Here is a 21,921-nt window from a genome sequence, read left to right as displayed (position 1 = left end):
CCGGTCCGTCCCGTTCGCAAAGACGTCGGCGTTCACCCCCTCCCCCGGCCTTACCACCCCCTTGCCCAAAACAGCGTCCAAGGCAGGGGGCCGTTCTCCAGGATCGCCCGTGTCGTCGCGCACCCCCCGGCCCGCTCTCGTAGCCCTCTTCACCGCCGGATATCTCGCCGCCTATCTGCTGCCCACCGTCGTCGGCCGGGTGGCCGACAGCCTGGCACTGTCTCCCACTCAGGCCGGTCTCGTCGGCAGCGCGCTGCTGCTGAGCTCGGCCACCGCGGGCTTCACGCTCGCGTCCCGCGTCGAACGGATCGGCGCCCGCAGAGCGGCCCGCGCGGGTCTGCTCCTGGCCGCCGTCGGCTACGGCACGGCGGCGCTCACCGGCACCGTCCCGCTGGTCGTCGCGGGTGCGATGCTCGGCGGCTTCGGCTCGGGCACCGCGACGGCGGTGGCCGCGACGGGGATCGCCGCGCAGAAGGACCCTCACCGGGCGTCCACGCTGGGCCTGTTGAGCGTCTCGGCGCTCGCGGGCGCCCTCTATCTGACGATCCCGAGGATCAGTACGGGCCACGCGGTCCCGTTCGCGGCCCTCGCGCTGACGGCCCTCGCGGTGTGGCCGGCGACGAGCCGCCTGCCGGAGCCCGCGACCCCCGACAACAGCCCGGTCCAGGCCCCGCACACCCCGCTCCCCCACGCCCGTTCGGGCCTGGTCCTGGCCGCGGTGATCGTGTGCTGGTCGATGGCCCAGAACTCGCTGTGGGGCGTCAGCAGCCGCATCGGCACCCAGCAGGCGGGCCTGAGCGAGATCACGGTCGGCAGCGTGTTCGCGGTGGCGCTCGGCGCCGGGCTGCTCGGCGTGATCGGCGCGGGCGCGCTCGGTGCCCGGCTGGGCCGCGCCCTTCCCATCGGCCTCGGCACGGCCCTGATCGCCTGCTGCATCGCGGTCAGCGCCCGCGCGGACGGACTGGGCACCTTCGCGACCGGCGAGATCGCCTGGAACACCCTGTACCCGGTGGTGCTCTCCTACCTGCTGGGTCTGGCGGCCTCGCTCGACCCGCGCGGTCGCTGGGCGGTCCTGGTCGGCTCGGCGTCCTCGCTGGGCACGGCCTGCGGCCCGCTCGTGGGCAGCTCGCTGTCGCAGGCGGTCGGCTTCCCGGTGATGGGCGCGGCGCTCGCCACGCTCCTCGTCCTGCTCGCGCTGCCGCTCACGGCGGTCGCCCTGCACACCGGCGGGCGCCCCCTGTTCGCGGGTGCGGCCCGGCGCAGCAGCGGCGCCCCGGTCGGCGCGATCGTCCCGCCGTCCGGTGTGCCCGAGCAGTCGGTGGTGGAGATCGAGATGCCGGCGGCTGTCGCGGAGGCCGCCCCGGACCCGGTCCAGGGCGACTTCACGGCGGCGGGCCCGCAGGCCCGTACGGCACAGTCCTGACGGGCGCTCAGAACTCGTAGGCGTCGACCTCGGCGAGGTAGCGGGCCCGTCGGGCCTCGTCCTCCTCGCTGCCGTCGAGGAAGGAGGCCTCGAACGAGTTGCGGGCGAGCTCCCGCACCCGTTCGGGGTCGATGTCCAGTGCCTCGTGCACGGCGTGGAAGGTGTCCCCGACGTATCCGCCGAAGTAGGCGGGGTCGTCGGAGTTGACGGTGCACAGCAGCCCGGCGTCCATCATCGCGCGCAGCGGATGGTCCTCCAGGACGTCGATCGTCCGCAGCCGCACGTTCGACAGCGGGCACAGCGTCAGCGGCACCCGGTCCCGTACCAGGCGCTCCACGAGCTTCGGGTCCTCCATGGACCGCAGCCCGTGGTCGACGCGCTCGACACCGAGCACGTCGAGGGCCTCCCACACGTACGACGGGTCGCCCTCCTCGCCCGCGTGCGCGACCTTGCGCAGCCCGAGCTCGCCGGCCGCCGCGTACACCTCACGGAACTTGGACGCGGGGTTGCCGACCTCGGCCGAGTCGAGGCCGACGCCCACGATCCGGTCGAGATGCGGCTTGGCGGCCTCCAGCGTCTCCATCGCCGACTCGGCGGACCGGTCGCGCAGGAAGCACATGATGAGCTTCGTGGAGATCCCGTGCCGCTCCTCGCTGCGCGCGAGCGCCCGCGAGAGGCCTTCCACGACGGTCCCCATCCCGACGCCGCGCGCCATGTGGGCCTGCGGGTCGAAGAAGATCTCGGCGTGCCGCACGCCCTGTTCGGCGGCGCGGGCGAGGTAGGCGTCGGCGAGATCCGCGAAGTCGTCCTCGGTGAGGAGGACGGCCATCAGCGCGTAGTACAGGTCGAGGAAGGACTGCAGGTCCTCGAACAGGTAGGCCTGCCGCAGCGCCTCGGTGTCGGCGTACGGCAGGGTGACGCCGTTGCGCGCGGCGAGCTCGAAGGCCAGCTCGGGTTCGAGGGTGCCTTCGATGTGCAGGTGGAGTTCGGCCTTGGGGATGCGGGCGAGTGGTGCGAGGGACATCCGGCCATCGTACGCAGCGGCCGACCCGGTGCCGGGGCGGCTCAGCGGCGCTTGGGCACCGGTACCCGGTCGAGGTCGCGGGCGACGGTCAGCTCGCCCTCGTACCCGGCGGCCCGCGCCTGCCGCTCGAACTCGCCGGGGTCGGAGTAGCGCTGGCTGAAGTGGGTGAGCACGAGGTGCCGCACCCCGGCCTCGGCGGCGACGCGGGCCGCCTGTCCTGCCGTCAGATGCCCGTGATCGGCACCGAGCTGCTCGTCCTCGTCGAGGAACGTCGACTCGATGACGAGCAGATCGCAGCCCTCGGCGAGCTCCGGGACGCCCGCGCACATCCTCGTGTCCATCACGAAGGCGAAACGCTGCCCGTGGCGCACCTCGCTCACGTCGTCGAGCGTGACGCCGCGCAGCTCGCCGTCCCGCTGGAGGCGGCCCACGTCGGGTCCGGCGATGCCGTGCTCGGCGAGCGCCTCGGGCAGCATGCGGCGGCCGTCGGGCTCCACCAGCCGGTACCCGTAGGACTCGACGGGGTGCGACAGGCGTCGCGCCTCCAGCCGGTACGCGGGGGTCTCGGCGAGCACCGCGCCCTCCCCCGCGACCGGCTCCTGGGCGATGTGGACCGTCTCCCGGTACGCGGTGGAGTACCGGAGCCGGTCGAAGAACCGCTGCCCGGAGGCCGGGTAGTGAGCCGTCACCGGGTGCGGGACCCGGTCCAGGTTGATGCGCTGGATGACGCCCGCGAGGCCGAGGGAGTGGTCGCCGTGGAAGTGCGTGACGCAGATCCGGTTCAGGTCGTGCGCGGCGACCCCGGCCCGCAGCATCTGGCGCTGGGTACCCTCTCCGGGATCGAAGAGGATGCCCTCGGCGTCCCAGCGCAGCAGGTAGCCGTTGTGGTTGCGGTGCCGCGTCGGCACCTGGCTCGCGGTGCCGAGGACGACGAACTCACGTACGGACACGGTCGGTTATCCGGGGGGCCACTGGAGGCCGCGGCCACCGAGCACGTGGGCGTGCGCGTGGAACACGGTCTGGCCGGCGCCGCTGCCCGTGTTGAACACGATGCGGTGGCTGTCCAGCTTCTCCTCGACGGCAACCTCGCCGGCCTCGCGCAGCACGTCCGCGGCGATCTGGGGCTCCGCGGCGGCGAGGGCGGCGGCGTCCGGGTGGTGGACGCGCGGGATGACCAGGACGTGGGTCGGGGCCTGGGGGTTGATGTCGCGGAACGCGACGGTGGTCGGCGTCTCGCGGACGATCGTGGCGGGTACGTCCCCGGCGACGATCTTGCAGAACAGGCAGTCGGCCTGCGGTTCCCCAGTCACGGTGGCGGTCCCCTTTGTGTGCGGGTCGGATGGGTACGGGTCTGGCGGCATCGTATCTGCCGGGTCGGGGCGGGTTGCCGAGTGCGGGTGGAGTGTGGCTGGTCGCGCAGTTCCCCGCGCCCCTGGAGATGCGCGCTTCGTGCGCGATCTCCATCGGGCGGCCACCCGTCGGGGAAATGCGACGCGAAGCGTCTGCATTTCAGGGGCGCGGGGAACTGCGCGACCAGCCCCCACCGGCCCGCAGCCCGCGACGAGAGGGTCACCCCGCAGACGGGGGCGGATCCGGTAGCGCCGGAGGCTCCTTCGCCGGGTTTTCCGCAAGCGCGGCCAACGCAATGCGAACCGCCTCGTCCAACTGCGGGTCACGACCGGCCGCATGGTCCTGTGGCGTGACGACGACCTCCACGTCCGGATCGACCCCGTGGTTCTCGACGCCCCACCCGTAACCCTCCAGCCAGATCGGATACTTCGGCTGGGTCACGAGCGTCCCGTCCACCAGCCGGTACCGGCTGTCGATGCCGATGACACCACCCCACGTACGGACCCCGACGACGGGCCCGATGCCGAGCGCCTTGATCGCCGCGTTGACGATGTCCCCGTCCGACCCGGAGAACTCGTTGGCGACGGCGACGACGGGACCGCGCGGCGCGTCCATCGGGTACGAGAAGGCCCGGCTGCCGCGCGGCACGTCCCAGCCGACGACCCGCCGGGCGAGCTTCTCGACGACGAGTTGGGAGGTGTGCCCGCCCCGGTTCTCGCGGACGTCGACGATCAGCCCGTCCCGCGCCACCTCCACGCTCAGGTCCCGATGGATCTGCGCCCAGCCGGGCGCCTGCATGTCCGGCACGTGGAGGTAGCCGAGCCGCCCGCCCGAGTGCTCGTGGACGTACGCCCGCCGGTCCGCGACCCACGCGTGGTAGCGCAGCGGCTCCTCGTCGGAGAGCGGCACGACGACGACGTGCCGGGGGTCGCCGCCGCCCGCGGGCGAGACGGTGAGCTCGACGGGCCGGTCCGCGGTGCCGACGAGCAGCGGCCCGGGCCCGGTGACGGGGTCGACGGGCCGCCCGCCGACCGCGACGACGGCGTCCCCGGCGCGTACGGCGACGCCGGGCGCGGCCAGCGGCGAGCGGGCGCGCGGGTCGGAGGTCTCGGAGGGCAGCACCCGGTCGACGCGCCAGGTGCCGTCCTCGTGGCGGGAGAGGTCGGCCCCGAGCAGCCCCTGGCGGCGCGCGGCGGCACCGGCGCCGCCGCGCGGGGTGACGTAAGCGTGGGAGGTGCCGAGTTCGCCCTGCACCTCCCAGAGCAGGTCGACGAGGTCGTCGTGGGTGGCGACGCGGTCGAGGAGCGGGCGGTAGCGGTCGAGGACGCCGTCCCAGTCGACGCCGTTCATGTCGGCGCGCCAGAAGTTGTCCCGCATCAGGCGGCCGGTCTCCGCGTACATCTGACGCCACTCGGCGGCCGGGTCGAGGGTCTGGGAGACGCGGGCGAGGTCGACGGTGATGTTCGTGTCGCTGTCGTCGTCGTGGGCGGGACGCCGGTCGCTGGGCACGAGTTTGAGGACCTCGCCGGTCCACAGCAGGACGCGCTTGCCGTCGCCGGTGACCTCGAAGTGATCGGCGTCGGCGCCGAGTTGTTCGAGGCGCTGCTGGGCGAGGTCGTAGCGCTCCAGACGGGACGGGGCCGCGGGGTCGTCGCGTCCGGCCCGGGAGTCGCCGAGGACTCCGGCCACCGGGTGCCGCAGCCACAGGACGCCGTCCTTGGCGGTGCGCAGCGTCGAGTAGCGGGCGGCCTCGACGGGGAACGGGACGATCCGGTCGACGAGGCCCTCCAGGTCGACGCGGGTGGCGGGCGCGCCCTCGCTGTCGGGCGTCTCGTCCTTGTCGACGGGTTCGAACGGCCGCCCGTGGCGCTGCGGTCCGAACGGGGACGGGGTCGTCGCGGCGAGCGCGATCAGGTACGGGCGGACGCCGCCGACGAAGGCCAGGTCGAAGGCGTACTCGTCGTAGACCGGGTCGAAGGCGCGGGCGGACAGGAACGCCAGGTGTTTGCCGTCGAGGGTGAACGCGGGCGAGAAGTCGCGGAAGCGCAGCGGGGTCGCCTCGGTGACGGCGAGGTCGGTGGCGTTGGCCAGCTTCAGTTGGCGCAGTCCGTGCGGGCCGGGGTGCGACCAGGCGAGCCACGCCGAGTCCGGGGAGAACGTGAGCCCGCTCGCGTGCCCGTCCTCGCTGCGGTCCACCTCCCGTACGTCTCCGCTGTCCCGCTCGACGAGGAGGACGCGGCCGTCGTGTGCGGCGACGGCGACGCGGCCCCCGTCGGGCGACACGGTCAGCGCGAGGACGCGGCCGAGGCGTCCGGCGCCGATCCGGCGCGGGGTGGCGCCGGGTGCGGCGCCGGTGGCGGGCGTGAACTCCAGGGCGTCGTCGCCCTCGGCGTCCGTCACCCACACCACGTGCTCCTCGCCGTCGACGCGGAAGGTGTACGGGAGGCGGTTGCGGACGCCGGGCGTGGCGGCGAGGGCGCGGGCGGGGCCGGAGCGGTGGGTGACCCAGTGGACGGCGCCGCGCACGGCGACGGCGCTGCCGCGTCCGGTGTGGTCGGGCGAGGCGTCGCCGAACCAGTGGGCGGCGTCGACGGGGCGCGGCTGGAGGTCGGTGCGCTGCCCGCCGAGCCGGACGTCGATCCGGCGGGGCTCGGTGCTCGCGTCGAGGCCGTCGAGGAGCCAGAGTTCGCCGGCGCTCGCGTAGGTGACGCGGTGGCCGTCGGTGCTCGCGTGCCGGGCGTAGAAACCGTCGAGCGGGGTGTGCCGGCGCAGGTCGGAGCCGTCGGGCAGGGAGGAGTACACGGCGCCGACGCCCTCGTGGTCGCTGAGGAACGCGACGCGCTCCCTGACCCACATCGGGCACTCGACGTTCCCGTCGAGTTCCTGATGCAGCCGCTCGAACTCCGTTGCACCCTCGGCGACTTCGGCGTTCCGGTCGATCCACAGCTTGCCGGCCGTGCCGCCCCGGTACCGCTTCCACCAGGCGGCCTCGCGGCCCATCGGCGCGGACAGCAGCAGCACCCGCCCGTCGGGCCCGTGCGCGACGCCGCCGACCGGACCGTAGGGCAGGGTCTCGGCAGGGCCGCCGTCGAGCGGGACGGCCCGGGCCCAGCTGCGGCGCAGCGAGGCCTGGCCGTGGGTGGTGACGGCGAGGACGCGCCCGTCGGGGGTCCAGCCGCGCACCGAAGTGGTCCAACTGCCCCAGTGCGTCAGCCGTTTCGCCGGTCCGCCGTCGACCGGGGCGATGTGCACCTCGGGGGCGCCGTCGCGCCGCGAGGTCCAGGCGACGGTGGTGCCGTCGGGCGACAGGCGGGGGTGGTTCACCGGCACGTTGTCGGCGCTGACCCGCCAGGCACGGCCGCCGTCGAGGGGCGCGGCCCACACGTCGTCCTCGGCGGTGAAGACCACCAACTCGCCGTGCGGGTGCGGGAACCGGAGGTAGGCAGGATTCGTCACCCCGCCCACCCTAAATTTGCGCTCCGGCCCCGTCAGCCCGTTCTGATCACTTGGCCGGGAAGCGTCAGCCGCGTAGCAGGAGCCACTCCTGGAGCTCCACGATGTTGTCCTCGGGGTCCTTGAGGTGGGCGACGCGCATCCGGTCCGTCATGGGTGCGGGCCCGTGCACGAGAACGCCGCCGCGCCCGGCGACCTCCTCGCAGTAGGCGTCGAGGTCGTCGACGCGGAGCACGACGAGCGAGCGGTGACCTGTCGCCGAATCGCCCAGTTCGCCGAGGACTTCGGCCATCATGGCCCGGTCCTGCAACGCGATCCCGGCGCCCCCGCCCGCGGGGGAGAACTTCTCGTAGGGCCCTTGCTCCGAGCCGGCCTGCGGCTTGAGCCCCAGCACATCGGCGTAGAACCGATAACAAGCTCCGAAATCGGAAACCAGCAACCGCACCTGGGCAAGTTCCATGCCCTCATTTTACGTCGAACATCTGAATGAGGGGCTGGAATTGAAGCGCCCCTGGGGGCGCACGGAGTGTGCCCCTTCAGGGGCGCGGGGAACTGCGCGAGAAGCCCCACCGGGCGGCACCCGGCAACGAACACGCAACCACCTACGGCGCGCATCCGAACCGGCACACCCGGTCACCCCCAGCGACCGGTCCGCCCCAACAGCAACGCAACCGCCGCCGTACCCGCCGTAGAGGTCCGCAACACACTCCGCCCCAACCGATACGTCCCGGCCCCCGCCTCCCCGAACACCTTCAACTCCTCCGGCGAAACCCCACCCTCGGGCCCGACGACCAGCACGATCTCCCCGCCGGACGGCAGATCCGCAGACGCGAGCGCCGAGCTCACACAGTCCCGGTCCTCGTGCAGCACCACACCCAGATCCGCCGAACCCAGCAGCCGCGCCACCTCCTTCGTGGAGGCGAGCTCGGCCACCTCCGGGAACCGGACCCGGCGCGACTGCTTGCCGGCCTCGCGCGCGGTCGCCCGCCACTTCCCGAGCGCCTTCACCCCGCGCTCGCCCCGCCACTGGGTGATGCACCGCGACGCGGCCCAGGGCACGATCGCGTCGACCCCGGTCTCGGTCATGGTCTCGACGGCGAGCTCCCCGCGGTCCCCCTTGGGCAGCGCCTGCACCACGGTGATCCGGGGCCGCTCCTCCGGCTCGACCTGTACCGGCCCGGCCTCGACGACGAGCCGGTCCTTGCCCTCGCTGCTCACGACGACGGCCTCGGTCCAGGCGCCGAGCCCGTCGGTGAGGACGACCTCCTCGCCGGCCCGCAACCGCTTCACGGAGACGGCGTGCCGCCCCTCCGCCCCGTCGAGCACGTATGTACGGTCGCCGGGCACCGGGCCCTCGACCACGAACACCGGCGCCGTCATGCCGCACCCCGCTGACCCGACGCGGCACGCGCGGCGTCGAGTTCGGCGGCGAGCACCTCGACGAGCTGCCCGGCGGGCAGCGCGCGGGCGAGCCGGTGGCCCTGCCCGGCCCAGAGCGCCATGCCCTGCGGGTCACCGGCCCGCGCGGCGGCTTTGCGCAGCGGCGCGGTCATGTGGTGGACCTGCGGATACGCGGCGGGCGCGTACGGTCCGTGCTCGCGCAGGAACCGGTTGACGAGCCCGCGCGCGGGCCGCCCCGAGAAGGCGCGGGTGAGTTCGGTACGGGTGAACAACGGATCGGTCATGGCTTCCTTGTGCACGGTGGGCGCCCCTGATTCGGGGGCGACCAGGAACGCGGTGCCGAGCTGCGCGAGATCGGCGCCGGCGGTGAGGACCGCGGCGATCTGCGCGCCCCGCATGATGCCGCCGGTCGCGACGATCGGCAGCCGTACGGCCTCCCGGACCTGGGTGACCAGGGTCAGCAGGCCGATCCCGGCGCCGTCCGTCTCGGGGTTGTCGCGGTGGGTGCCCTGATGGCCGCCGGCCTCGACGCCCTGGACGCAGACGGCGTCGGCGGCGGCGTCCTGCGCGGCCTGCGCCTCCTCGACCGTGGTGACGGTGACGACGGCGCGGGTGCCGACGCGCTGGAGGGCGTGGACGACCTCGCGGGTGGGGCAGCCGAAGGTGAAGGAGACGACCGGGACGGGGTCGTCGAGGAGGATGGCGAGCTTGGCGTCGTAGCCGTCGTCGCGGCCTCCGTCGGGGTCGCCGAGCGGGGTCCGGTACCAGCCGGCCTCACCGGCGAGCTGATGCCGGTAGACGTCGACCGCGGCGGGGTCGGCCACCTCGGGCTGCGGCATGAAGAGGTTGACGCCGAAGGGGTGCCCGGTGAGCCCCCGCACCTGCTTGATCTCCTGGTACATGCCGTCGGCCGTCTTGTACCCGGCGGCCAGGAAACCCAGCCCGCCCGCCTCGGACACGGCGGCGACGAGCTCGGGACAGGAGGCGCCGCCCGCCATGGGGGCCTGCACGATCGGGTGGGGGAAGAGATCGTTCAGCGCGGAGGACATACCGGCATCGTGCCATGTCACCCCCGCCCGACCGAATCGCCCCGGCCCCGCGCAAAAGGGGCCCGGAAAGCAAACTCCCCGAACCCCTCCGAACGCATCCCGAGCAACGGCTCAACGCCCGTTGAACGCGTCCTTCAGCCGAGAGAACAGACCCTGCTGCCCCGGCTGGAACTGGCCCGTGGGGCGTTCCTCGCCTCGGAGCTGGGCCAGTTCGCGGAGCAGGCGTTCCTGTTCGGCGTCCAGCTTGGACGGGGTCAGGACCTCGACGTGGACGATGAGGTCGCCGCGGCCCCCGCCGCGCAGGTGCGTGACGCCGCGTCCGTGCAGCGGGATCGACTGGCCGGACTGGGTGCCGGGCCGGATGTCGATCTCCTCGACGCCGTCGAGCGTCTCCAGCGGCACCTTCGTGCCGAGAGCCGCCGCCGTCATCGGGATGGTGACCGTGCAGTGCAGGTCGTCGCCGCGCCGCTGGAAGGTCGGGTGCGGCAGCTCGTGGATCTCCACGTACAGGTCGCCGGCGGGGCCGCCGCCGGGGCCGACCTCGCCCTCGCCCGCGAGCTGGATCCGCGTGCCGTTGTCCACACCGGCCGGGATCTTCACCGTGAGCGTGCGGCGGGAACGGATGCGGCCGTCGCCCGCGCACTCGGGGCACGGGGTCGGGACCACGGTGCCGAAACCCTGGCACTGCGGGCACGGCCGCGAGGTCATGACCTGGCCCAGGAAGGACCGCGTGACCTGCGAGACCTCACCGCGACCGCGGCACATGTCACAGGTCTGCGCGGAGGTACCGGGGGCCGCGCCCTCGCCGCTGCACGTCGTACAGACGACGGCCGTGTCGACCTGGAGGTCCTTGGTGGTGCCGAAGGCCGCCTCGTCGAGCTCGACCTCCAGCCTGATCATGGCGTCCTGGCCACGGCGCGTGCGCGAGCGCGGGCCGCGCTGCGACGCCGTACCGAAGAACGCGTCCATGATGTCCGAGAAGTTGCCGAAGCCACCGGCTCCGAACCCGCCCGCACCGCCTCCGCCGGACTGCGACAGGGGGTCGCCCCCCAGGTCGTAGACCTGCTTCTTCTGCGGGTCCGAGAGGACCTCGTAGGCGGCGTTGATCTCCTTGAAGCGCTCCTGCGTCTTCGGGTCCGGATTCACGTCCGGGTGAAGCTCGCGGGCCAGCCTCCGGAAGGCCTTCTTGATCTCGTCCTGGGAAGCGTCGCGGCGCACGCCGAGTACGGCGTAGTAGTCCGTGGCCACTTACGACTCCGCCAGGATCTGTCCGACGTAACGTGCCACTGCGCGTACTGCTCCCATCGTTCCCGGGTAATCCATGCGTGTCGGTCCGACGACGCCGAGCTTGGCGACTGCCTCGCCGCCCGAACCGTAGCCGACCGACACGACGGACGTGGAGTTGAGTCCCTCGTGTGCGTTCTCATGACCGATCCGTACGGCCATGCCCGAATCCCCCACCTCACCCAGCAACTTGAGGAGCACGACCTGCTCCTCGAGTGCCTCGAGGACGGGCCGGATGGTGAGGGGAAAGTCATGTCCGAAGCGGGTGAGATTGGCGGTGCCGCCGATCATCAGCCGCTCCTCGGACTCCTCGACGAGCGTCTCCAGAAGAGTGGAGAGCACCGTCGAGACCGTGCCGCGGTCCTCCGCCTCGAAGGCCTCCGGCAGATCCTGCACCAGCTGCGGCACGTCGGCGAACCGGCGTCCCGCCACCCGGCTGTTGAGCCGGGCCCGCAGATCCGCGAGCGAGCTCTCGCCGAACGGCGCCGGGCAGTCGATCATCCGCTGCTCGACCCGGCCGGTGTCCGTGATCAGGACGAGCATCAGCCGCGCGGGCGCCAGCGAGAGCAGCTCGACGTGGCGCACCGTGGACCGGGTCAGGGACGGGTACTGGACGATCGCCACCTGCCGGGTGAGCTGCGCGAGCAGCCGCACCGTACGGCCGACGACGTCGTCGAGGTCGACGGCGCCCTCCAGGAAGTTCTGGACCGCGCGCCGCTCGGGCAGGGTCATCGGCTTGACGCTGGTGAGCTTGTCGACGAAGAGGCGGTACCCCTTGTCGGTCGGGATGCGGCCCGCGCTGGTGTGCGGCTGGGCGATGTATCCCTCGTCCTCCAGGGCGGCCATGTCGTTGCGCACCGTGGCCGGGGAGACGCCCAGCCGGTGGCGCTCGGTCAGCGCCTTGGAGCCGACCGGCTCCTCGGTGCCGACGTAGTCCTGGACGATGGCGCGCAGCACCTCGAGCCTGCGTTCACTGAGCATCGGCGCACACCTCCAGCGACTTCCCGCTCGGTCTCTGTCTCTCGGACGCTGTTGGCACTCCCTGTGGGCGAGTGCCAGTCGTCCCCGGTCAGTGTACGGCCGGTGGGTACGCCCCTAGCAAGGGCGCTAGCGTCGGGGTCATGGAACGTATCGACTGGGTGGGGACGGGTTGGGAGGAACTGGCCCCGCGCGTGGGCCGGGTCCGGCTGCCGGGCTGGGACTGCACGGCCGGTCTCGTCGCCGGGGACGGCGCGGCGCTGCTGATCGACACGGGATCCTCACTGCGCGAGGGAGCCCGGCTGCGCGGGGACGTACGGCGGCTGCTCGGCCCGCACGCGCGCGTGACGCACATCGCGCTGACCCACCCCCATTTCGACCATGTCTTCGGCACGGCGGCGTTCTCGGGCGTGGAGGTGTTCGGGGCGGTGGGCGTCGACGCGCTCTTCGCCCAGGCACGCGCGCGCGAAGAACTGTGCACGGATGCCGTGCGCAACGGGCTCGGCCCCCGCGAGGCGGCCGAGGCGACCGACGTGCTGGTCGCCCCGCAGCACCGGGTGTGCGGCGAGTGGACGCTCGACCTGGGCGGCGGGCTGCAGGTGCTGCTCGCGAACGTGGGGCCCGCGCACAGCGGCCACGACCTGGCGGTGCTCGTGCCGGGCGCCCGCGAGATCGTCTTCTGCGGGGATCTCGTGGAGGAGTCGGGCGAGCCGCAGGCCGGGCCGGACGCGGCTCCCCGGCACTGGCCGGCGGCGCTGGACCGGCTGCTCGACCTGGGCGGGGAGGACGCGGTGTACGTGCCCGGGCACGGTTCCGCGGTGAATGCCGAGTTTGTCCGGGCGCAGCGGGCTGCGCTGGCCGCGCGTTTCGGCGTGTCGTAGTCCTGGCCTGCCGGTTTCTCCTATCGTCGGCCGAATGCGCCAGTACAGCCCCGACCTGACTCCCCCGTGGAAGCGGAACACGCCGGCCCCCGAGGTTCCGGCCGAGCCCGATCTCGTCGTCGAGGAGGTCACGACCGGTTTCTGCGGGGCCGTGGTCCGGGTCGAGAAGACCGCGCAGGGGCCGACGGTGACGCTGGAGGACCGATTCGGCAAGCACCGGGTGTTCCCGATGGAGCCGCGCGGTTTCCTCCTGGAGGGCAAGGTCGTGACGCTGGTCCGGCCGAGCGCGGGCGGTCCGGTGCGGCCCACGCGGACCGCGTCCGGCTCCGTCGCGGTGCCCGGGGCCCGCGCGCGTGTGGCCCGCGCGGGGCGCATCTACGTCGAGGGCAAGCACGACGCGGAGCTCATCGAACGGGTCTGGGGCGACGATCTGCGCGTCGAGGGGGTCGCGGTCGAGTTCCTGGAGGGCGTCGACGATCTTCCGGCGATCGTGGCGGAGTTCGAGCCGGGGCCCGACGCGCGCCTCGGCGTCCTGGTCGACCACCTCCTGCCCGGTACGAAGGAGTGGCGCATCGCCCAGTCCGTCACCACCGAGCACGCCCTGATCGTCGGCCACCCCTACATCGACATTTGGGAGGCCGTGAAGCCGTCCTCGGTCGGAATCGAGGCCTGGCCCCGGGTGCCGCGCGGCCAGGACTGGAAGACGGGCGTCTGCCGCGCCCTGGGCTGGAAGGTCGCCCACACGGGCGAGGCCTGGCAGCACATCCTGTCCCGGGTCCACACCTACAAGGACCTCGAACCGGCCCTCCTGGGCCGAGTGGAAGAACTCATCGACTTCGTCACAGCCCCCTGACCCAGGCCCCCCTTGGGCCCCTGGGACACGCGGAGCGTGTCTTCAGGGGCGCGGGGAACTGCGCGAGAAGCCCCACCGGGCGGCACCCGGCGACGATCGTCAGCCCCCACGGCGGCGGCGCGACGGAGTCGCTGAAACGGGTACAGCCCCGCGTCCGCGCAGCGGAGCCGCCCATCGGTGCAGGCCCGCGCCGGGCCGGCGGTCCGGACGGCGTGAGCGGCTGGGCAAAGGACGCGGGTCAGTCGACCAGGTCGCGGACCACCGCGTCGGCCAGGAGACGCCCCCGCAGGGTGAGGACCGCCCGCCCGGCGTCGAAGGAGTCGGGATCGAGAAGTCCGTCGCCCAGGAAGCGGCGGGCCGCGTCCGCCCCGGCCGGCTTCAGCAGATCCAGCGGGCATCCGTCCTTCAGGCGCAGCTCCAGCAGGATCCGTTCGACCCGGCGGTCCTCGTCGGCCAGGACCTCTCGCCCGGCCCCCGGCGACTTCCCACCGGCGAGCGCGGCGGCGTACGCCCCGGGGTGCTTCACGTTCCACCACCGCACGCCCCCGACGTGGGAGTGCGCTCCGGGTCCGGCGCCCCACCAGTCGGCCCCGCGCCAGTACAGCTCGTTGTGCAGGCACCGCCCGGCGTCCGAGGTGGCCCAGTTCGACACCTCGTACCAGTCGAACCCGGCCTGTGCCAGCTTCTCCTCGGCGATCAGGTACCGGTCCGCGTGCACGTCGTCGTCGGTCATGGGCACCTCCCCGCGCCGGATCCGCCGGGCGAGCTGGGTGCCCTCCTCGACAATCAGCGCGTAGGCGGAGACGTGGTCGGGCCCGGCGCCGATCGCGGCGTCCAGCGAGGCCCGCCAGTCGTCGTCGCTCTCGCCCGGGGTGCCGTAGATCAGGTCGAGGTTGACGTGGTCGAACCCGGCCGCGCGCGCCTCGGCGACGCAGGCCTCGGGCCGCCCGGGCGTGTGCGTACGGTCGAGGATCTCGAGGACGTGCTGCTTGGCGCTCTGCATGCCGAACGAGATCCGGTTGAACCCCCCGTCCCGCAGCTCGGCGAGATACGCGGCGTCGACGGACTCCGGGTTCGCCTCCGTGGTCACCTCGGCGTCGTCCGCGAGCCCGAACTCGTCCCGCACCGCCCCCAACATCCGGACGAGGTCCCCGGCGGCCAGCAGCGTCGGCGTACCGCCGCCCACGAACACGGTCCGCACGGGCCGCGGGTCGTCCCCGAGCACCTTGCGGGCGAGCCGCACCTCGTCGATCAGGGTGTCCGCGTAGTTGTCCCGGGAGGCGAGGACACCGCCGCTGCCGCGCAGCTCGGTCGCCGTGTACGTGTTGAAGTCGCAGTAGCCGCAGCGCGTGGCGCAGTACGGGACGTGCAGGTAGAACCCGAGCGGTCGCGCGGCGGCGTCGACCAGGGCGGAGGCGGGCAGCGACCCGTCGTCGGGCACGGGCTCACCATCGGGAAGTGCGGAAGGCATGCCCCCATTGTCCAGCCTTCGCGCGCGTTCTCCGCCGCGCTCACTGCGCCTGGAGGACCAGCAGGGCCAGGTCGTCGTCCGGGGGGCTGTCCGCGAAGGCGTGGACGAGGCGGCGGATGCGGTCGGCGAGGAGGGGGGCGGTGAGGCCCGCGCAGCCGGTGAGGGCGTGGGCGAGGCCTTCTCCGTCGTCGAACTGGCGGGGGCCGTTGCGGCGCTCGGTGACGCCGTCGGTGACGCACAGCAGGGTGTCGCCGGAGGTCATCTCGAAGGTGTCGCTGGTGTAGTCGGGGTCGTCGACGACGCCGAGGAGGACCTGGGGCGTGGCAACGGTCCGTACCTCGCCGCCGGGCCGCATGAGCAGGGGCAGCGGGTGGCCGGCGCTGGCCAGGGTGCAGTGGACGGCGCCGCCGTCGGGCGACGGGGTGAGCTCTCCGTAGAGGAGCGAGAGGAAGCGGGAGGTGGAACCCTCGGGCGGGACGCCCTGGCCGCCGGCGGCGGCGAGGGCGCGGGCGGCGGCGTCGGAGGCCTCGGTGGCGTCGTCGAGGAGCAGCCGGTTGAGCCGGTCGAGGACCTTGGCGACGGGGTAGCCCTCGCGGGCGAGGAGGCGCAGCCAGGGGCGGGCGAGGCCGATGACGACGGCGGCCTCGGGGCCCTTGCCCTGGACGTCGCCGACGGCGAAGCACCAGCGGCCGTCGCCGGCGGGGAAGATGTCGTAGAAGTCGCCGCCGGGGCCGCCCGCCTCCTTCGGCTCGTAGACGATGGCGTGCTCCATGCCGGGGATGTCGGCGACGACGCTGGGCAGCAGGCCGCGCTGGAGGATGCGGCTGATGGTGGCCTGGCGGGTGTAGCGGCGGGCGGCGCTGACGGCGAGGGCGACGCGGCGGCTGAAGTCCTCGACGAGCCCGGTGACCTCGTCGGGGAAGTGCTCCAGGCCGGAGCGGCCGATGAGCAGGATGCCGAGGGTGCGGCCGCCGGCGCTGAGCCGGTAGGCGAGCGCGGAGCCGCTGCCGCCGGCCGGTCCCGGCCAGGGCACGGGCACGGCGGCGGAGCGGGCGGCGTCGGGCAGCCGGGGCGGTTCCTTGGCGAGGATCCGGGTGAGGTCCTCGATGCGGCTCTCGTGGGTGTGCCAGACGCGGGCGAGGCGCGGGGCGGGGTGCGGGTCGTAGGAGCGTGCGGCGGCGTCGGCGGTGAGCGTGTCGCCGGGCAGCCCGCGGCCCTCCTCGTCGTGGAGCCAGACGGCGCACCAGTCGGCGAGCCGGGGAACAAGGAGCTGGCCGACGATCGCGGCGACCATGTCCTCGTCGAGCTGGCCGGCGAGCAGGTCGGAGGCCTCGGCGAGGAAGGCGAGCGCGCCGCGGTTGATCCAGTCCTCGTCCTGCGGGGCGCGCACGGGCTGCTGCGGGAGCGGTTCGGCGGAGCGCAGGCCGCGCCGGTCGGGGCGGGCGGCGGGCTGTCCCGCGCCGCCGTCGGGGCCGGTCTCGGTGCCGTCGGCGGGCAGGCGCGCCCAGACGGTCTTGGTGCCGGGCCGGTAGGTGATGCCCCACGCGTCGGCGAGGGACGCGACAAGGTGGAGGCCGCGCCCGTACTCGGGGGTCTCGGGGGTGCGGCAGACGCGGTCGGTGCGGACGGCGCGGGTGGGGTGGTGGTCGGTGACCTCGACGACGAGGCCCGCGGGGTCGTCGGCGGTCGGTCCTTCACGGCGGCACACGAGGTCGACGCCGGTGCCGGCGTGCACGACCGCGTTGGTGACGAGTTCGCTGACGACGACGACCGCGTCGTCGGCGAGGCGGTCGCCGACGGGGGCGGCGGGGCGGGGCGCGGCCGTCCAGTCGGCGAACGCGGCCCGGACGAAACGGCGGGCGGCAGCGGGCGCCAGCGGGTTGCCCGGCAGCGAGGTGCGGACCTCGTCGGGGCGGCCGGGCGCGTCCCCGGTGGAGAAGGCGGTCTCCCGCCGGGTCTCTCGCCGGGGCTCGCGCTGAGTCTCCCGCTGAAGAGGAATGGACCCCACTGTTCGGCTCCTGAGCTGTTCGGGCGTGGACGCACGCCTCAGCCAACAGGAACAGAGTGACAGACCGGGCCCGCTCATAAGCGGCGAGTCACCGAACCGGTCCGCGACGGGTGAGAAGAGTGGTATGCGGCCATTGTTCCGGGAGGGCCGAGGGAGGGCCGGAAACCCGGCCCTCCCGCGCCCGTGACCCGGCCGCGACCGGGCGGGCTCAGCCCTCCCGGCTGCCCGCGTACATCTCGTCCAGCAGCTCCTTGTACTGCCGCTCGACGACCGGCCGCTTCAGCTTGAGGCTCGGGGTCAACTCGCCGTGCTCGATGTCCAGGTCGCGCGGCAGCAGCTTGAACTTCTTGATGGTCTGCCAGCGCTGCAGGCCCTCGTTGAGCTCCTTCACGTAGCCCTCCACGAGCTGGACGGTCGCGGGCGCGGCGACGACCTCCGCGTAGGACTTGCCGTCCAGGCCGTTCTCCTTCGCCCAGTCCAGGATCGACGGCTCGTCGAGCGCGATGAGGGCGGTGCAGAAGTTCCGGTCGGCGCCGTGGACCAGGATGTTGGACACGTACGGGCACACGGCCTTGAACTGGCCCTCGACCTCGGCGGGCGCGATGTACTTGCCGCCGGACGTCTTGATGAGGTCCTTCTTGCGGTCGGTGATCTTCAGGTAGCCGTCGACGGACAGCTCGCCGATGTCGCCGGTGTGGAACCAGCCGTCGGACTCCAGGACCTCGGCCGTCTTGTCGGGCAGCCCGTGGTAACCCTCCATGATGCCGGGGCCGCGCAGCAGGATCTCGCCGTCGTCGGCGATGCGCACCTCGGTGCCGGGCAGCGGCTTGCCGACGGTGCCGGTGCGGTAGGCCTCGCCCGGGTTCACGAAGGACGCGGCGGAGGACTCCGTGAGGCCGTAGCCCTCCAGGATGTGCACGCCGGCGCCCGCGAAGAAGTAGCCGATCTCGGGCGCGAGCGCGGCCGAGCCGGAGATACAGGCGCGCAGCCGGCCGCCGAAGGCCTCGCGCAGCTTGCTGTAGACGAGCGCGTCGGCGACCTTGTGCTTGGAGGCGAGGCCGAACGGCGCGGAGGCGACGCCGGTGCGCCGGAAGTTGTCCTGGGTGACCTTCGCGTACTCGCGGGCGACACCCGCCGCCCACTGGAAGATCTTGAACTTGGCGTTGCCGCCGGCCCGGGCCTTCGCGGCGACGCCGTTGTAGACCTTCTCGAAGATGCGCGGCACGGCGGCCATGTACGTCGGCTGGACGACCGGCAGGTTCTCGATGATCTTGTCGACGCGGCCGTCGACGGCGGTGACGTGCCCGACCTCGATCTGGCCGCTGGTCAGCACCTTGCCGAAGACGTGCGCGAGCGGCAGCCACAGGTACTGCACGTCGTCCTTGGTGACCAGGCCGGTCGCGGCGATCGCCTTCGCCATGTACGACCAGTTGTCGTGCGGCAGGCGCACGCCCTTGGGGCGGCCGGTGGTGCCGGAGGTGTAGATGAGGGTGGCGAGCTGGTCCTTCTCGATCGCGCCGACGCGCTCCTTGACGACCTCGGGGTTCTTCTCCAGGTAGGCGGCGCCGCGCGTCTCCAGGTCGTCGAGGGTGAGCAGCCAGCCGTCGGGGTCGGCGGCGTCCGGCTCCACGCCGGTCGCGTCGATCACCACGACGTGGGCGAGCTCGGGCAGCTCGGCGCGCCGCTCACGGGCCTTGGCGAGCTGCGCGGCGTCCTCGGCGACGAGCACCTTCGACTCGGAGTCGGACAGGATGAACGCCGACTCCTCCGCGTTGGTCTGCGGGTACACGGTCGTGGTCGCCGCGCCCGCGCACATGATGCCGAGGTCCGCGAGGATCCACTCGACGCGGGTCGAGGAGGCGAGGGCGACGCGCTGCTCGGGCTGCACGCCGAGCTCGACGAGTCCCGCCGCGACGGCGTGGACGCGCTGCGCGGCCTGGCCCCAGCTGAGCGACTTCCACTCGTCGGGGCCCTCACCGGAAGCCGATGGCACCGGATAGCGGTAGGCCTCGGCATCGGGCGTCGCGGTCACGCGCTCCAGGAAGAGGGCCGCGACGGACGGCGGCCGGTTCTCGATCAGGGTCTGTGTGTCGCTCACGACGTCCTCCGGGGCCCGCGACAGCGCGGCTTGTTTAACTGGCGAGTAACCATCGAGCAGTGATCAGGGTAAGGCGCACTCGCCCGGCGCGTAAGAGGCTCCGGCCTTGAACTTCCGCGGGATACGCCCGGTCGGCGCCCCGTCCGTCCCGGATCGCACACGGCTTTCACAGGCGCTTTCCGATGCGCGCACGCGAAAGCGGCGGGCCCGGCACGCACACCGCGCACCGGACCCGCCGCCAGAACCCGCTCGGCGGGGGCCTACTTCTTGGCCTTGCCGCCGCTGTCGTCGCTGGACAGCACCGCGATGAAGGCCTCCTGCGGGACCTCCACGGAGCCGACCATCTTCATCCGCTTCTTGCCTTCCTTCTGCTTCTCCAGCAGCTTCCGCTTACGGGAGATGTCACCGCCGTAGCACTTGGCGAGGACGTCCTTGCGGATGGCGCGGATCGTCTCGCGGGCGATGACCCGGGAGCCGATGGCGGCCTGGATGGGCACCTCGAAGGCCTGGCGCGGGATGAGCTCGCGCAGCTTGGCCACGAGCCGCACGCCGTACGCGTAGGCCGCGTCCCGGTGCGTGATCGCGGAGAAGGCGTCGACCTTGTCGCCGTGGAGCAGGATGTCGACCTTCACCAGGTTGGCCGTCTGCTCGCCCGTGGGCTCGTAGTCGAGGGACGCGTAGCCGCGCGTCTTGGACTTCAGCTGGTCGAAGAAGTCGAAGACGATCTCGGCGAGGGGCAGCGTGTACCGGATCTCGACGCGGTCCTCGGAGAGGTAGTCCATGCCGAGGAGCACGCCGCGCCGGGTCTGGCACAGCTCCATGATCGAGCCGATGAACTCGGACGGCGCGAGGATCGTGGCGCGCACGACCGGCTCGTAGACCTTGTCGATCTTGCCTTCGGGGAACTCGCTCGGGTTGGTGACGACGTGCTCGGTGCCGTCCTCCATGTCGACGCGGTAGACCACGTTCGGCGCGGTGGCGATGAGGTCGAGGCCGAACTCGCGCTCCAGCCGCTCACGGATCACGTCGAGGTGCAGCAGGCCGAGGAAGCCGACGCGGAAGCCGAAGCCGAGCGCGGCCGAGGTCTCCGGCTCGTAGACGAGCGCGGCGTCGTTGAGCTGCAGCTTGTCGAGCGCGTCGCGCAGCTCGGGGTAGTCCGAGCCGTCCAGCGGATACAGACCGGAGAACACCATCGGCTTCGGGTCCTTGTACCCGCCGAGCGCCTCGGTCGCCCCGTTGTTCAGGGAGGTGATCGTGTCACCCACCTTGGACTGGCGGACGTCCTTCACACCGGTGATGAGGTAGCCCACCTCACCGACGCCGAGACCGTCGGCCGGCAGCATCTCCGGCGAGTTCGTCCCGATCTCCAGGAGCTCGTGCGTCGCGCCGGTCGACATCATCCGGATCCGCTCACGCTTGTTGAGCTGGCCGTCGACCACTCGGACGTACGTGACGACACCGCGGTACGAGTCGTAGACCGAGTCGAAGATCATCGCGCGGGCGGGGGCGTCCTTGACGCCGACCGGGGCCGGGATCTGCTCCACGACACGGTCGAGCAGCGCCTCGACGCCCATGCCGGTCTTCGCGGAGACCTTGAGCACCTCCTCGGGGTCGCAACCGATGAGGTTGGCGAGCTCCTCGGAGAACTTCTCGGGCTGCGCGGCCGGCAGGTCGATCTTGTTGAGCACCGGGATGATCTTGAGGTCGTTCTCCATCGCCAGGTACAGGTTGGCGAGGGTCTGCGCCTCGATGCCCTGAGCGGCGTCGACCAGCAGGACCGTCCCCTCGCACGCGGCGAGGGAACGCGAGACCTCGTACGTGAAGTCCACGTGGCCCGGAGTGTCGATCATGTTGAGGATGTGCGTGTTGCTCTTGTCGTGGGTGGGAGCCCACGGCAAACGCACCGCCTGGGACTTGATCGTGATGCCGCGCTCGCGCTCGATGTCCATCCGGTCGAGGTACTGAGCACGCATCTGCCGCTGCTCGACCACTCCGGTCAGCTGGAGCATCCGGTCGGCGAGCGTGGACTTGCCGTGGTCGATGTGCGCGATGATGCAGAAATTGCGGATCAGAGCCGGGTCGGTACGGCTCGGCTCGGGCACATTGTTAGGGGTCGCGGGCACGCAGGGTCCTGTCTCTTGAGGCGCCTTGTCCTCAGGTCGGCCTCGGTTGGGATCGTCACGTAGCTTCCATGGTCCCACGGCGGCGGGACTGCGCCCGGTTTGGGCCGCCCGGAGGACGACTGGTACCGTGGGCAGCTGTGTCTCATGCCCTCTCAGCGCGAGGCACACACTCAGAGAAAATCACCGGTACGGGTCCTTCACCGGCCCCGTGCCTGAACCTGCAAAGGCTCATTTCGTGGCGAACATCAAGTCCCAGATCAAGCGGATCAAGACCAACGAGAAGGCTCGGCTGCGCAACAAGGCCGTCAAGTCCTCCCTGAAGACCGCGATCCGCAAGGCCCGTGAGGCTGCTGCCGCGGGTGACGTCGAGAAGGCCACCGTCGCCGCGCGCGAGGCTTCGCGCAAGCTCGACAAGGCCGTCTCGAAGGGCGTCATCCACAAGAACCAGGCTGCCAACAAGAAGTCGGCGCTTGCTTCCAAGGTCGAGTCCCTCAAGGCCTGAACCTTCGACTGATCTGTCGCCGG

General features: G+C 72.4%; 17 protein-coding genes. 4 read left to right on the top strand and 13 right to left on the bottom strand.

What is annotated here, in order from left to right; translation table 11 throughout:
- The first annotated feature begins 109 nt into the window (after positions 1-109).
- Positions 110-1,423, top strand: coding sequence for an MFS transporter (locus tag ACZ4E1_RS20865; protein ID WP_467541184.1), 1,314 nt, complete (start codon positions 110-112; stop codon positions 1,421-1,423).
- A 7-nt stretch (positions 1,424-1,430) separates the two neighbouring features.
- On the opposite strand, the gene ACZ4E1_RS20860 is transcribed toward ACZ4E1_RS20865, so the two are convergent.
- The 9 genes from ACZ4E1_RS20860 to hrcA form a co-directional block, all read right to left on the bottom strand.
- Positions 1,431-2,447, bottom strand: coding sequence for an adenosine deaminase (locus tag ACZ4E1_RS20860; RefSeq protein WP_467541182.1), 1,017 nt, complete (start codon positions 2,445-2,447; stop codon positions 1,431-1,433).
- A 41-nt stretch (positions 2,448-2,488) separates the two neighbouring features.
- Entirely contained in the window at positions 2,489-3,397 is a 909-nt protein-coding gene (locus tag ACZ4E1_RS20855; RefSeq protein WP_467541180.1) for a ribonuclease Z, read from the bottom strand.
- 6 nt (positions 3,398-3,403) lie between these two features.
- A complete protein-coding gene (locus ACZ4E1_RS20850) occupies positions 3,404-3,757 on the bottom strand; it encodes a histidine triad nucleotide-binding protein (protein WP_467541178.1) in 354 nt (117 codons plus the stop codon).
- A gap of 259 nt (positions 3,758-4,016) precedes the next feature.
- Entirely contained in the window at positions 4,017-7,253 is a 3,237-nt protein-coding gene (locus ACZ4E1_RS20845; protein ID WP_467541176.1) for a S41 family peptidase, read from the bottom strand.
- A 64-nt stretch (positions 7,254-7,317) separates the two neighbouring features.
- A complete protein-coding gene (locus ACZ4E1_RS20840; RefSeq protein WP_467541174.1) occupies positions 7,318-7,710 on the bottom strand; it encodes a VOC family protein in 393 nt (130 codons plus the stop codon).
- Positions 7,711-7,883: 173 nt separating this feature from the next.
- On the bottom strand, positions 7,884-8,630 hold the full coding sequence (locus tag ACZ4E1_RS20835) for a 16S rRNA (uracil(1498)-N(3))-methyltransferase (protein ID WP_467541172.1): 747 nt from the start codon (positions 8,628-8,630) through the stop codon (positions 7,884-7,886).
- Positions 8,627-9,700 carry a nitronate monooxygenase gene (locus ACZ4E1_RS20830; protein WP_467541170.1) on the bottom strand — a complete coding sequence of 358 codons (1,074 nt, stop codon included), beginning with the start codon at positions 9,698-9,700 and terminating at the stop codon, positions 8,627-8,629. The genes ACZ4E1_RS20835 and ACZ4E1_RS20830 overlap by 4 nt, the downstream gene beginning before the upstream one ends.
- 111 nt (positions 9,701-9,811) lie before the next feature.
- The gene (dnaJ, locus tag ACZ4E1_RS20825; protein WP_467541168.1) at positions 9,812-10,948 is read right to left on the bottom strand and encodes a molecular chaperone DnaJ; all 1,137 of its coding nucleotides are present in this window, start codon (positions 10,946-10,948) and stop codon (positions 9,812-9,814) included.
- Complete coding sequence (hrcA, locus tag ACZ4E1_RS20820; protein WP_467541166.1) at positions 10,949-11,965, bottom strand: heat-inducible transcriptional repressor HrcA; 1,017 nt, start codon at positions 11,963-11,965, stop codon at positions 10,949-10,951. It abuts the gene before it with no gap.
- A 140-nt stretch (positions 11,966-12,105) separates the two neighbouring features.
- On the opposite strand from hrcA, the gene ACZ4E1_RS20815 reads away from it, so the two are divergent.
- Together ACZ4E1_RS20815 and ACZ4E1_RS20810 are read left to right on the top strand one after the other, a co-directional pair.
- A complete protein-coding gene (locus ACZ4E1_RS20815; RefSeq protein WP_467541164.1) occupies positions 12,106-12,843 on the top strand; it encodes an MBL fold metallo-hydrolase in 738 nt (245 codons plus the stop codon).
- Positions 12,844-12,877: 34 nt separating this feature from the next.
- Positions 12,878-13,696 (top strand): DUF3097 domain-containing protein, encoded by an 819-nt coding sequence (locus tag ACZ4E1_RS20810; RefSeq protein ID WP_399126129.1) that lies wholly within the window; start codon positions 12,878-12,880, stop codon positions 13,694-13,696.
- Positions 13,697-13,934: 238 nt separating this feature from the next.
- Here ACZ4E1_RS20810 and hemW read toward each other — a convergent pair whose 3' ends face one another.
- The 4 genes from hemW to lepA form a co-directional block, all read right to left on the bottom strand.
- Positions 13,935-15,167: a radical SAM family heme chaperone HemW gene (gene hemW, locus ACZ4E1_RS20805; RefSeq protein ID WP_467541161.1), complete on the bottom strand. Its 1,233-nt coding sequence runs from the start codon at positions 15,165-15,167 to the stop codon at positions 13,935-13,937.
- Between the two features lie 40 nt (positions 15,168-15,207).
- Entirely contained in the window at positions 15,208-17,175 is a 1,968-nt protein-coding gene (locus ACZ4E1_RS20800; RefSeq protein ID WP_467541159.1) for a SpoIIE family protein phosphatase, read from the bottom strand.
- Positions 17,176-17,383: 208 nt separating this feature from the next.
- The gene (locus tag ACZ4E1_RS20795; RefSeq protein WP_467541158.1) at positions 17,384-19,273 is read right to left on the bottom strand and encodes an AMP-dependent synthetase/ligase; all 1,890 of its coding nucleotides are present in this window, start codon (positions 19,271-19,273) and stop codon (positions 17,384-17,386) included.
- A gap of 260 nt (positions 19,274-19,533) precedes the next feature.
- On the bottom strand, positions 19,534-21,396 hold the full coding sequence (gene lepA, locus ACZ4E1_RS20790; protein ID WP_467541157.1) for a translation elongation factor 4: 1,863 nt from the start codon (positions 21,394-21,396) through the stop codon (positions 19,534-19,536).
- 235 nt (positions 21,397-21,631) lie between these two features.
- Here lepA and rpsT point away from each other — a divergent pair, with 235 nt between their 5' ends.
- Positions 21,632-21,898, top strand: coding sequence for a 30S ribosomal protein S20 (rpsT, locus tag ACZ4E1_RS20785; protein ID WP_467541156.1), 267 nt, complete (start codon positions 21,632-21,634; stop codon positions 21,896-21,898).
- Positions 21,899-21,921: the final 23 nt, after the last annotated feature.

Source organism: Streptomyces sp. NPDC025806, from assembly GCF_055558275.1.
This window is presented reverse-complemented; position numbering and strand designations above follow the sequence as displayed.

Coding starts and splice junctions, on each gene's coding strand:
- ACZ4E1_RS20835 (WP_467541172.1), bottom strand. CDS start 8,630: ATGACGGCGCCGGTGTTCGTGGTCGAGGGCCCGGTGCCCGGCGACCGT.
- hrcA (WP_467541166.1), bottom strand. CDS start 11,965: ATGCTCAGTGAACGCAGGCTCGAGGTGCTGCGCGCCATCGTCCAGGAC.
- hemW (WP_467541161.1), bottom strand. CDS start 15,167: ATGCCTTCCGCACTTCCCGATGGTGAGCCCGTGCCCGACGACGGGTCG.
- ACZ4E1_RS20860 (WP_467541182.1), bottom strand. CDS start 2,447: ATGTCCCTCGCACCACTCGCCCGCATCCCCAAGGCCGAACTCCACCTG.
- ACZ4E1_RS20830 (WP_467541170.1), bottom strand. CDS start 9,700: ATGTCCTCCGCGCTGAACGATCTCTTCCCCCACCCGATCGTGCAGGCC.
- ACZ4E1_RS20810 (WP_399126129.1), top strand. CDS start 12,878: ATGCGCCAGTACAGCCCCGACCTGACTCCCCCGTGGAAGCGGAACACG.
- ACZ4E1_RS20815 (WP_467541164.1), top strand. CDS start 12,106: ATGGAACGTATCGACTGGGTGGGGACGGGTTGGGAGGAACTGGCCCCG.
- ACZ4E1_RS20840 (WP_467541174.1), bottom strand. CDS start 7,710: ATGGAACTTGCCCAGGTGCGGTTGCTGGTTTCCGATTTCGGAGCTTGT.